Origin of the sequence: Acinetobacter sp. CIP A162, assembly GCF_000367905.1 — a bacterium.
In the GTDB taxonomy this organism is placed as follows: domain Bacteria; phylum Pseudomonadota; class Gammaproteobacteria; order Pseudomonadales; family Moraxellaceae; genus Acinetobacter; species Acinetobacter lwoffii.
Genome location: NZ_KB849159.1, coordinates 1,450,993 through 1,462,536, shown reverse-complemented (window position 1 = coordinate 1,462,536; position 11,544 = coordinate 1,450,993). Strand labels below are relative to the sequence as shown.

Here is an 11,544-nt window from a genome sequence, read left to right as displayed (position 1 = left end):
GCCCCTCTTTATCAAAGAGGGGTTTAGGGAGATTCAATGGAACTAATTAGTCACCATTTTTCAGTTCAATGTTGATACCTAAAGAACGGATCTCTTTGGTCAATACGTTGAACGATTCAGGCATGCCCGGATCCATATAATGGTTGCCATCTACAATGTTCTTGTAGATACGGGTACGGCCTTCAACGTCATCCGATTTCACAGTCAGCATTTCTTGTAGCGTATATGCTGCACCGTAAGCTTCTAGTGCCCAGACTTCCATCTCACCGAAACGCTGACCACCGAATTGTGCTTTACCACCAAGCGGCTGTTGCGTAACTAGAGAGTAAGAACCAGTTGAACGCGCATGCATCTTGTCATCAACCAAGTGGTTCAGTTTCAGCATGTACATGTAACCGACAGTTACCGGACGATCGAAACGCTCACCAGTACGACCATCATATAATACGGTCTGACCAGTACTAGACAGGCCTGCAAGTTGTAACAACTCTTTGATCTGACCTTCTTCAGCACCATCGAATACAGGAGTAGCCAAAGGTACACCAGCACGCAAGTTGCCAGAAAGTTTCAAGATTTCTTCATCAGTCAAGCTATCAAGATCTTCTTGTTCGCCACCAACTTTGTTGTAAATCTTGTCCAGGAAATCACGAAGCTCAAGTACAGTACGTTGCTCTTTCATCATCTTGTCGATTTGATCGCCAAGACCTTTCGCCGCCATACCCAAGTGAGTTTCAAGAATCTGACCCACGTTCATACGCGATGGTACGCCAAGCGGGTTCAATACGATATCAACAGGTACACCGTTGGCATCATGTGGCATGTCTTCTACCGGCAAGATGTTTGATACAACACCTTTGTTACCGTGACGACCCGCCATCTTATCACCCGGTTGGATGCGACGTTTTACAGCAAGATAAACTTTAACTACTTTCAATACGCCAGTCGTCAGTTCATCGCCTGTAGAAAGTTTGCGTTTTTTCTCAGCAAATTTCTCGTCAATTTCGAAGCTCTTCTCTTTCAAGAACACTTGAATTTGAGTTAAACGTTCAGCAATTGCTTCATCAACTGGTTGAATTTCAAGAAGATCAACAAGCTCTAAACCAGACAACACGTCTTCAGACAGTTTGTCGCCACGTTTAGTTGTACCGCCACCATTCGACTCTTGGCCATTCAGTAGACGGATTACACGTTCACGTGCAGCTTCTTCGAAGATTTTGAATTCTTCTTTCAAGTCTTTACGGTATGCATCCAATTGCGCTTTTTCAATTGCTTGAGCACGTTCGTCTTTTTCAAGACCGTCACGTGTAAACACTTGAACGTCAATGACTGTACCTTTAGTACCTGATGGAACGCGTAAAGATGAATCTTTTACGTCAGCTGCTTTTTCACCGAAGATTGCACGTAGCAATTTTTCTTCTGGAGTAAGCTGTGTTTCACCTTTAGGGGTTACTTTACCTACAAGGATGTCCCCAGCAGTTACTTCAGCACCGATGTAAACAATACCTGACTCGTCCAGTTTAGACAGAGCAGCTTCACCTACGTTCGGAATATCAGCAGTGATTTCTTCCGCACCCAGTTTGGTATCACGTGCAACACATGACAATTCCTGGATATGAATAGACGTTAAACGGTCTTCCTGAAGTACACGCTCAGATAACAAGATCGAGTCTTCGTAGTTGTAACCATTCCAGGTCATAAACGCAACGCGCATGTTTTGACCCAATGCCAGCTCACCGCCATCTGTTGATGGACCATCAGCCAGTACATCACCACGACCTACTTTATCGCCCAGGTTCACAAGAACTTTCTGGTTGATACAAGTGTTCTGGTTCGAACGGGTGTATTTGATCAGGTTGTAGATATCTACACCTGCTTCACCTGCGATCATTTCGTCTTCATTCACACGAATAACCACACGAGACGCATCAACAAACTCGATACGACCACCACGCTGAGCGATCACACATACACCTGAGTCATGTGCTACGTTCGCTTCCATACCGGTACCAACAAGCGGCTTGTCAGCAATCAACGTCGGAACTGCCTGACGTTGCATGTTCGAACCCATTAATGCACGGTTGGCATCATCGTGTTCTAGGAATGGAATCAGTGATGCTGCTACAGATACGACCTGCTGAGCAGATACATCCATATGCGTTACTTTTTCAGGAGGAATACGTACGAAGTCACCCTGATGACGAACAGATACAAACTCTTCTGTTAAGTTACCGTCTTTATCCATTGCAGAATCGGCCTGTGCAATCACAGTGCCTACTTCTTCAATCGCAGACAGGTATTCAACTTCATCTGTTACACGACCATCAACAACCTTACGGTATGGGGTTTCCAGGAAACCAAAGTTGTTACATTTCGCATAAACAGAAAGCGAGTTGATCAAACCAATGTTTGGACCTTCAGGCGTTTCAATTGGACATACACGACCGTAGTGAGTTTGATGTACGTCACGTACTTCAAAGCCTGCACGTTCACGCGTCAAACCGCCAGGACCAAGCGCAGAAACACGACGTTTGTGCGTAATCTCAGATAACGGGTTGTTTTGATCCATAAACTGAGACAACTGGCTTGAACCAAAGAATTCTTTGATTGCAGCAGCAACAGGTTTCGCATTGATCAAATCTTGCGGAGACAGGTTGTCAGTTTCAGCTTGAGATAGACGTTCTTTAACAGCACGTTCTACACGAACCAGACCTACACGGAATTGGTTTTCTGTCATTTCACCCACAGAACGAACACGACGGTTACCCAAGTGATCGATATCGTCGACTTCACCTTTACCGTTACGGATTTCAACTAATGTTTTTAATACATCAGTGATATCTTCGTTCGAGAGAATGCCTTCAACCTCACGTGACTTCTGGTCTGTACCGACTTCGTAAGGACGACCCAAACGACGGTTGAACTTCATACGACCCACTGGAGACAAGTCATAACGTTCAGAAGAGAAGAACAAGTTGTTGAATAAGTTTTCAGCAGCTTCTTTTGTTGGTGGCTCGCCCGGACGCATCACTTTGTAGATTTCTACCAATGCTTCTTCACGATTGCTCGTCGTATCTGCACGTAGAGAATCTGCAACGAATGAACCGCGGTCGATATCATTAGTGAACAGGATATTGAACTGCTTCACGCCGCCTTCTGCAATTTTCACCATGATTTCATGGCTTAATACAGTATTGGCTGCAATCACATCACCATCTTTTAATGGGATGTCTTCAGCAGTGATACGCTCATACAGGTACTCATCTGGCACTGCAAGTTTTTCAAGACCTGAAGCTTCCATTTGACGTACATGACGCGCATTGATACGTTTACCTTGCTCAACAATTGCTTTGCCATCCTTGTCCAGGATGTCAAATTGTGCCATTTCGCCACGCAGACGTTCAGGCACCAGGTCAATCTGGTAGCTACCCATGTCAAGATACACAGGTACTTTCTCGTAGAACATGTTGAGAATGTTTTCGTTGCTGTAACCCAAGGCACGAAGTACCACAGTCGCAAGCAATTTACGACGACGGTCAATACGTACATAGACTAAGTCTTTGGCATCGAATTCAAAGTCTAACCATGAACCACGGTAAGGAATGATACGCGCTGAATAAAGGACTTTACCACTTGAGTGAGTCTTGCCTTTATCGTGGTCAAAGAATACGCCTGGTGAACGGTGTAATTGTGACACGATCACACGCTCGGTACCGTTAATTACAAAGGTACCGTTATCCGTCATCAATGGCATTTCGCCCATATAGACTTCTTGTTCACGTACGTCTTTAATTGACTTCGTTTCACGATCTTTCAGGATCAAACGAATTTTTACACGCATTGGTGCTGCATAAGTTGAGCCACGAAGGATACATTCGCGTACATCAAACTCAGGCTTACCAAGACTATACTCAACAAATTCTAAAGCAGCATTGCCAGAATAACTTTCAATAGGAAAAACTGAACGAAATGCGGCTTGGAGACCGATATCTTCGCGGTTTTTTGGTGATTTGCCATCTTGTAAGAATGTTCTGTACGAGTCGACTTGAATCGCGAGCAAGTACGGAGCATCCATGACGCTAGGCAATTTACCAAAATTCTTACGGATCCGTTTCTTTTCGGTATATGAGTATGCCATCTGGAGTCCTCGGAAAGTGTAAACCAAGCCCGCCTGCAGAACGGGCTCAGAAGGAATTACGCTGGCCGATATGGCCACCACTCTTTACAAATGCTGCAATTTTTAGTGGTATTAAAACGCTTATCAATATTTTTTAATGAAAAATATTGGTAAACGTTTGTTCATTATGTTTATTTTCAATTTGTATGATTTTTATATCATGCAAACAAAAATCGAGCCGATTATTGTAACGCAAAAAGGCTGATGACCCAAGAGCCATCAGCCAATTTTTGGAGCCGATTATAAAAAACCGGCTCCCTTAAGAAATTACTTAAGAGTAACTGTAGCACCAGCTTCTTCAAGTTTCTTCTTAAGCTCTTCGCCTTCTTCTTTCGAAACGCCTTCTTTAAGAACTGCAGGAGCGCCTTCAACCATGTCTTTAGCTTCTTTCAAGCCAAGGCCAGTCGCTTCACGAACTGCTTTAATTACAGCAACTTTGTTCGCGCCGAAAGAAGTCAATTCAACATTGAATTCAGTTTGTTCTTCAGCAGCAGCAGCAGCTGGACCAGCAGCAACAGCTACAGCAGCAGCAGATACATTGAATTTCTCTTCGAAAGCAGAGATAAGTTCAACAAGTTCAAGAACAGTTTTTTCAGCAACTGCGTTTAGGATTTCTTCGTTTGTTAAAGCCATGAGATTAACTCCAAATGGGTATTGAATGATGTGTGTTTAAGTTTGAGCTTAAGCAGCTTCTGACTCGTTTTTCTCTTGAAGCGCTGTAAGTAAGCGGCCCAATTTCGAAATAGGAGCTTGAAGAACGTTTGCAAGCATAGTAAGCGCTTTCTCTTGGTTCGGAAGATTCGCGATTACGCTAACTTCTGCACCTTGATAAAGTTTGCCATCAAATGCAGCAGCTTTAAGTTCAAATGCTTTATTAGTTTTAGCGAATTCTTCGAACAAACGTGCAGCAGCACCCATGTCGTCTTCAGAATTCGAGAAAGCTAAGATTGTTGGGCCAACAAGGTTGTCGTTCAAGATATTGAATTGAGTATCTTGAAGAGCACGTTTAGCCAAAGTGTTACGAACGATACGTGTAGTAACACCAAGTTTACGCGCTTCAACACGTAGAGTAGTTAACTGCTCTACAGTCAAACCTTGGTAGTCAGCAACAACAGCAGCAAATGCAGTAGAAGCAACTTCAGCTACTTCAGCTACGATCTGTTTTTTGCCTTCGATAAGAAGAGCCATTGTAAAACCTCCTAACGGTGATTTATGTACTTACGCGAAGTACACTCCCAATTCGCAAGACCATCACTGGACTCACACGCGGAGGATGAACAAATCACACCACCGCGTCTACGCAGGCTGGACTATTAAGAGAGAAGCATAAAACTCCCCTCGCCCGCGGTCTTTGACGCTGATAAATTTTCATTTATCAATTCAAAGTTTGCCTAAGTTTGCAAAATACGACGGAGCGTTTCTTGCGTAAAATTTGAAGCACTGCTTCAAATTTTACTCAGGGCTTTAAAATTCTGTAATAAGTCGAGACTTATTTAGAAACGTTTGCTACATCAACGATCAAACCAGGACCCATAGTTGAGCTCAAAGTGATCTTTTGAATGTATACGCCTTTAGACGTAGCAGGTTTCAAACGCTTCAAGTCAGCAACAAGTGCTTCAACGTTTTGACGAACAGCAGCAGCCTCAAAACCTACTTGACCGATCGCAGCGTGGATAATACCAGCTTTGTCTACGCGGTAACGTGCTTGACCAGCTTTTGCATTTTTAACTGCAGTAGCAACGTCAGGAGTTACAGTACCCACTTTAGGGTTTGGCATTAAGCCACGTGGACCAAGGATCGTACCAAGTTTACCTACAACGCGCATTGCATCTGGAGCAGCAATTACTACGTCAAAGTCAAGGTTACCCGCTTGGATGCTTTCAGCAAGATCGTCGAAACCAACAACGTCTGCGCCTTCAGCTTTAGCAGCTTCAGCAGCAGCGCCTTGAGCGAATACAGCTACACGTACAGTTTTACCAGTACCTGCAGGAAGTGTAGTCGCACCACGAACAACCTGGTCAGATTTACGAGGATCAACACCTAGGTTTACCGCGATATCTAGAGATTCTTTGAATTTAGGAGCTGGAAGGCTCTCTAAAACTGCAACAGCTTCTTCTAGCGTGTAAACTTTGTGTGCTTCTACAGCAGCTACAATCGCTTTTTGACGTTTAGTTAATTTAGCCATGTCTTAAAGCTCCACTTCCAAGCCCATAGAACGCGCAGAACCAGCAATGGTACGTACACGTGCGTCTAAATCAGCACCAGTCAAATCTGGTTCTTTAGTAGTCGCGATTTCTTCGATTTGAGCACGAGTCAACTTACCAACTTTAGTTTTGTTAGGTACAGCTGAACCCTTCTGGATACCAGCAGCTTTCTTAAGAAGAACAGCAGCAGGTGGAGTTTTCATGATGAATGTGAACGACTTGTCGTTGTACACAGTGATCACGACTGGAATTGGCAGACCAGCTTCAACTTTTTGTGTAGCAGCATTGAATTCTTTACAGAATGCCATGATGTTCACACCACGTTGACCTAGTGCAGGACCAATCGGTGGAGATGGATTCGCTTTACCAGCTGGAACTTGCAGCTTGATATAGCCGTCAATCTTCTTAGCCATTTCAAATTACCTCTGGGTGCAAACGCCGGTGAAGGCTCCCCAATGATTTCAAGTAACGATACCGTTACAACAACAATGCCTGACTTATAAATAAGTCAGGCGTTTTCAACCCATACAAATTAGACTGATTTTTCGACTTGACGAAATTCCAATTCAACTTGAGTTGGTCGGTTAAATACATTAATGGTCAGCGTTAAACGTGACTTTTCGTATTGAACTTCTTCCACCACACCTTTAAAGTCAGTGAATGGACCGTCAACCACGAGTAATTCTTCGCCTGGTTCAAACATCGTCTTAGGACGAGGCGCTTCACCAGTATTACGTACACGCGCAAGAATCGCATCTGCTTCTTTTTGCGTAATCGGTGCCGGTTTTTCAGCCGTACCACCAATAAAACCTAAAACTTTTGGACATTCTTTAACAATGTGCCAAGTATCATCGTTCATTTCCATTTCGACTAGGACATAGCCAGGAAAGAACTTACGCTCTGATTTACGCTTCTTGCCATCCTTCATTTCTACCACTTCTTCGGTAGGAACAAGGACTTCACCAAAGCTATCGGCAACAGCGCTACGCTGGATTCGATCATTAAGCGAACGCATCACTTGTTTTTCATAACCTGAATAGGCATGAATAATGTACCAACGTTTCATAGCTCTCTTACCCGATAATAAACTTCATTAACCAGCCTAAAATATAGTCAAAACACCACAATAAGATGGATGCAATTACGACTACAACAAGAACTTGCCAAGATGTGGACATCGTCTCTTGCTTGGTAGGCCAGGTCACTCGACGCAACTCAATTCGTGCATCTTTTAGCAGACGAATAAAGCCTTTGCCTTGATGGGTGGCGTATAATAAACCGAATGCTGCAACGATACAAGCCAAAATCACCCCAACGCGCACCCAAATATCATTCGCAGGTGCCCAGTACGCTGGTAAATATTGGTTTACCATCATTGCACCAACCAATAAAATCAAGGCGATAACCCATAGAACCATGTCTAATGGAGAACCAGAACTTACATCTACTGCAGGATTATTTCTTTGAGGAATTGCCGCTTCGCCTAATGCGTCGCGTGATTTTTCATTCGACATTTTTGTACTCGTCGTAGGTTTCGCGACTTATTATATGACCAATTTTGCCGACATCAAGCGTCTTTTTAGAAACTTGGCAGGTCAGGAGGGACTCGAACCCCCAACATTCGGTTTTGGAGACCGACGCTCTACCAATTGAACTACTGACCTGCAAAACAACAAGTTGGAGCCTAAGCTCCAACCTGCTTGTCTTATTCTATGATTATGCAGTTACTTTAGCAACCACACCAGCACCAACTGTACGACCACCTTCACGGATCGCAAAACGTAGACCTGGGTCCATTGCGATCGGGTGGATTAGCTCTACTGACATCTCAACGTTGTCACCAGGCATAACCATTTCCACGCCTTCTTTAAGCGCGATCGCACCAGTTACGTCCGTAGTACGGAAGTAGAACTGTGGACGGTAACCGTTAAGGAATGGAGTGTGACGACCACCTTCTTCTTTAGAAAGTACGTATACTTCCGCATCGAATTTAGTGTGTGGCTTGATCGCACCTGGTTTAGTCAATACTTGACCACGTTGTACGTCTTCACGCTTAGTACCACGAAGAAGAACGCCACAGTTCTCGCCCGCACGACCTTCGTCAAGAAGCTTACGGAACATTTCTACGCCGGTTACTGTAGTAGTTTGAGTATCACGGATACCAACGATTTCTACAGACTCACCTACTTTAACGATACCAGTCTCTACACGGCCAGTTACTACTGTACCACGACCAGAGATTGAGAATACGTCTTCAATTGGCATAAGGAATGGAAGGTCAATTGCACGCTCTGGCTCTGGAATGTAAGAGTCAAGTGCTTCAACAAGCGCAACTACCGCTGGCTCGCCGTATTGGCTGTCATCACCGTTAAGCGCAAGAAGAGCAGAACCACGGATCACTGGAGTGTCATCACCCGGGAAGTCGTAAGTAGAAAGAAGTTCACGAACTTCCATTTCAACTAGCTCAAGAAGCTCTTCATCGTCTACAAGGTCGCATTTGTTCAAGAATACAACGATGTAAGGTACACCTACCTGACGAGAAAGCAGGATGTGTTCACGAGTCTGTGGCATAGGACCATCAGTCGCAGCACATACAAGGATCGCGCCATCCATCTGAGCAGCACCAGTAATCATGTTTTTAACATAATCGGCGTGGCCCGGGCAATCCACGTGAGCGTAGTGACGAGTTGGAGAATCGTATTCTACGTGTGAAGTATTAATTGTAATACCACGTGCTTTTTCTTCTGGTGCAGAGTCGATTGCAGCGTAGTCTTTCGCTTCGCCACCGAATTTCTTCGCACATACAGTTGCAATTGCAGCTGTTAAAGTTGTTTTACCATGGTCAACGTGACCAATTGTGCCCACGTTAACGTGTGGCTTATTACGTTCAAACTTAGCCTTAGCCATGTTAATCTTCCTCGTTTACGTCGAACACAATTCTGAGTAAAACCCAGCTCCGACATATCGTTTAAAAAAAACCGAACACCAAATACTTGAAAAGCAGACTAAATAGCCTGCTTTTGGAATTTCTTTGCAACAAAGTTGCTAAACTGTAATCTGGAGCTCTTATCGAGATTTGAACTCGAGACCTCTCCCTTACCAAGGGAGTGCTCTACCACTGAGCTATAAGAGCAAATATTAGTACTTCAATGGAGCGGGAGACGAGGGTCGAACTCGCGACATGTAGCTTGGAAGGCTACCGCTCTACCAACTGAGCTACTCCCGCACGATGTTGGTACAAACCACTTATTGAAGTCTTAAAATTGGTGGTGAGGGAAGGATTCGAACCTTCGAAACTTTCGTAGCGGAGTTACAGTCCGCCCCCTTTGACCGCTCGGGAACCTCACCATTTTTTACACTTACATCAGTGCTGTTCTTTACTTCACACTACCAAACCTCTAAGATGGTGCCGGCACACGGATTCGAACTGTGGACCTACTGATTACAAGTCAGTTGCTCTACCAACTGAGCTATGCCGGCGTTTCTTAGTGTTTCGTACGTTTCGTATCGGAACGGTGTGCAGTTTAGCAAAACTCAGAATCCTTGCAAGTGTTTTTTTCAAAAAAAACGTCAAAAACTCATAAAATCAAACCATTTGATGATAATTCAACCGCTTTGATCACTGCGCGAGCTTTTATTTGGGTTTCATTCCACTCAGATTCAGGATTTGAGTCGGCAACTAGCCCTGCTCCGGCCTGCACATAGACCTTATTTTCGCGAATGATACAGGTACGAATCGCAATCGACATGTCCATTTCGCCATGCCAGCCTAAATAACCAACAGCACCACCAAAAATTCCACGTTTTACCGGCTCAACTTCGTCAATAATTTCCATGGCACGGATTTTTGGCGCACCTGAAAGTGTACCAGCAGGGAAAGTTGCTTTAAAAACATCCAGAGCATCGACATCATCACGCACTTCACCCTGCACATTGGAGACAATATGCATCACATGCGAATAACGTTCGATCACCATTTGATCAGTCACCTGCACTTTGCCAATTTTTGCGATACGCCCTACATCATTACGTCCCAAGTCAATCAGCATGACATGTTCGGCAATTTCTTTTTCATCGGATAATAGGTCTTCCTCAAGCGCCAGATCCTCTTCTTTGGTTTTACCGCGTGGGCGTGTTCCCGCAAGCGGTCGTACGGTAGCAATACCATTTTCCAGACGGGACAGAATTTCAGGAGAAGAGCCGACAATATGGAATGGCGTATTGTTTTCCAAGGTCTGCCCTTGCACAAGAAACAAATACGGTGATGGATTGAGATGACGCAGCGCACGATACACTTGTAGCGGATCACCATCGAAATCAGAGACCATCCGGTGCCCCGGCACCACCTGCATTACATCACCGGCACGAATATACTCTTTGACCTTTTCGACCGAAGCAATGAAGTTGTCATGTCCGGTGAGGGACTCAAAATGTGGCGGCGTATGTTTTTCAGCTTTAAGGCTGATGGGCGTGGCCAGAATATTTTCCAATTCATTTAATTGTTCATGTGCTTTTTCATAAGAACCCGGGGCAGTGGCATCCGCATGTACAATTAAGAACAAGGTATCTTTCAGGTTATCAAAGACAATCACTGTTTTAGAGAGCATCATCCAGATATCTGGCAAGCCGACCGGATCCGCTTCCGGCACATTTTTTAATTTCGGTTCGATATAACGCACCGCGTCATAACCAAAGTAACCGACTAATCCACCAGTAAAACTCGGTAGGTCCGGTAATTCTGCCTGGGTTGGCACCTTAAATTGCGCCTGAAAGTCGCGAATATATTGAAATGGGTCCGCACAGTGCTGCTTTTCAATCGAATCATCTGCGTGCTGTACCGTCAACTCGCCTGCATTGCAGGAAAATACCGTGGATTCACCTAGTCCAATAATCGAATAGCGTGCCCAGTTCTCACCACCTTCTACAGACTCGAATAAATAAGCCTGCTGATGCTGTTTAAGCCGAGCAAAAATAGAAAGTGGTGTATCGGTATCTGCCAGACGCTGACGATAAACAGGAATGAGGTTATAGCCTTGCGCAGCAAGTTGCTGGAATTGTGCTTGAGTGGTCATGCGGTTTTTCTCTTTAAATTAGGGTTACTCAGTATGTAAATAGAATTGAACTGAGCGACGCCATCGAAAAACCTTACAACTATTCATTTTCTTT

General features: G+C 44.4%; 9 protein-coding genes and 5 tRNA genes. All 14 read right to left on the bottom strand.

From position 1 onward, the window contains the following. Window positions 1-46: 46 nt before the first annotated feature. The 14 genes from rpoB to trpE all read right to left on the bottom strand — a co-directional run bounded on the left by rpoB (window position 47) and on the right by trpE (window position 11,450). On the bottom strand, window positions 47-4,135 hold the full coding sequence (gene rpoB / locus F995_RS13300; RefSeq protein ID WP_004278610.1) for a DNA-directed RNA polymerase subunit beta: 4,089 nt from the start codon (window positions 4,133-4,135) through the stop codon (window positions 47-49). A 306-nt stretch (window positions 4,136-4,441) separates the two neighbouring features. After that, window positions 4,442-4,807 carry a 50S ribosomal protein L7/L12 gene (gene rplL / locus F995_RS13295; protein ID WP_004278611.1) on the bottom strand — a complete coding sequence of 122 codons (366 nt, stop codon included), beginning with the start codon at window positions 4,805-4,807 and terminating at the stop codon, window positions 4,442-4,444. A gap of 48 nt (window positions 4,808-4,855) precedes the next feature. After that, window positions 4,856-5,362: a 50S ribosomal protein L10 gene (gene rplJ / locus F995_RS13290; RefSeq protein ID WP_004278612.1), complete on the bottom strand. Its 507-nt coding sequence runs from the start codon at window positions 5,360-5,362 to the stop codon at window positions 4,856-4,858. Between the two features lie 301 nt (window positions 5,363-5,663). Next, a complete protein-coding gene (rplA, locus tag F995_RS13285) occupies window positions 5,664-6,359 on the bottom strand; it encodes a 50S ribosomal protein L1 (RefSeq protein WP_004278613.1) in 696 nt (231 codons plus the stop codon). A 3-nt stretch (window positions 6,360-6,362) separates the two neighbouring features. Next, window positions 6,363-6,791: a 50S ribosomal protein L11 gene (gene rplK, locus F995_RS13280; protein ID WP_004278614.1), complete on the bottom strand. Its 429-nt coding sequence runs from the start codon at window positions 6,789-6,791 to the stop codon at window positions 6,363-6,365. Window positions 6,792-6,910: 119 nt separating this feature from the next. Next, window positions 6,911-7,444, bottom strand: coding sequence for a transcription termination/antitermination protein NusG (nusG, locus tag F995_RS13275; RefSeq protein ID WP_004278615.1), 534 nt, complete (start codon window positions 7,442-7,444; stop codon window positions 6,911-6,913). A gap of 7 nt (window positions 7,445-7,451) precedes the next feature. Beyond that, a complete protein-coding gene (secE, locus tag F995_RS13270; RefSeq protein ID WP_004278617.1) occupies window positions 7,452-7,892 on the bottom strand; it encodes a preprotein translocase subunit SecE in 441 nt (146 codons plus the stop codon). A gap of 74 nt (window positions 7,893-7,966) precedes the next feature. Next, window positions 7,967-8,042, bottom strand: a tRNA-Trp gene (locus tag F995_RS13265). 52 nt (window positions 8,043-8,094) lie between these two features. After that, a complete protein-coding gene (gene tuf, locus F995_RS13260; RefSeq protein WP_004646112.1) occupies window positions 8,095-9,285 on the bottom strand; it encodes an elongation factor Tu in 1,191 nt (396 codons plus the stop codon). A 151-nt stretch (window positions 9,286-9,436) separates the two neighbouring features. Then, window positions 9,437-9,511, bottom strand: a tRNA-Thr gene (locus F995_RS13255). 17 nt (window positions 9,512-9,528) lie between these two features. Next, window positions 9,529-9,604 (bottom strand) — tRNA-Gly (locus F995_RS13250). A gap of 38 nt (window positions 9,605-9,642) precedes the next feature. After that, window positions 9,643-9,726: transfer RNA gene (locus tag F995_RS13245), tRNA-Tyr, on the bottom strand. A gap of 56 nt (window positions 9,727-9,782) precedes the next feature. Further along, a tRNA-Thr gene (locus tag F995_RS13240) sits at window positions 9,783-9,858 on the bottom strand. A 98-nt stretch (window positions 9,859-9,956) separates the two neighbouring features. Next, window positions 9,957-11,450, bottom strand: coding sequence for an anthranilate synthase component I (gene trpE, locus F995_RS13235; protein ID WP_004278621.1), 1,494 nt, complete (start codon window positions 11,448-11,450; stop codon window positions 9,957-9,959). Window positions 11,451-11,544: the final 94 nt, after the last annotated feature.

What these genes read in the sequence shown, in the direction of transcription:
- rpoB (WP_004278610.1), bottom strand. Translation starts at nt 4,135, where the DNA reads ATGGCATACTCATATACCGAAAAGAAACGGATCCGTAAGAATTTTGGT.
- rplL (WP_004278611.1), bottom strand. Translation starts at nt 4,807, where the DNA reads ATGGCTTTAACAAACGAAGAAATCCTAAACGCAGTTGCTGAAAAAACT.
- rplJ (WP_004278612.1), bottom strand. Translation starts at nt 5,362, where the DNA reads ATGGCTCTTCTTATCGAAGGCAAAAAACAGATCGTAGCTGAAGTAGCT.
- rplA (WP_004278613.1), bottom strand. Translation starts at nt 6,359, where the DNA reads ATGGCTAAATTAACTAAACGTCAAAAAGCGATTGTAGCTGCTGTAGAA.
- rplK (WP_004278614.1), bottom strand. Translation starts at nt 6,791, where the DNA reads ATGGCTAAGAAGATTGACGGCTATATCAAGCTGCAAGTTCCAGCTGGT.
- nusG (WP_004278615.1), bottom strand. Translation starts at nt 7,444, where the DNA reads ATGAAACGTTGGTACATTATTCATGCCTATTCAGGTTATGAAAAACAA.
- secE (WP_004278617.1), bottom strand. Translation starts at nt 7,892, where the DNA reads ATGTCGAATGAAAAATCACGCGACGCATTAGGCGAAGCGGCAATTCCT.
- tuf (WP_004646112.1), bottom strand. Translation starts at nt 9,285, where the DNA reads ATGGCTAAGGCTAAGTTTGAACGTAATAAGCCACACGTTAACGTGGGC.
- trpE (WP_004278621.1), bottom strand. Translation starts at nt 11,450, where the DNA reads ATGACCACTCAAGCACAATTCCAGCAACTTGCTGCGCAAGGCTATAAC.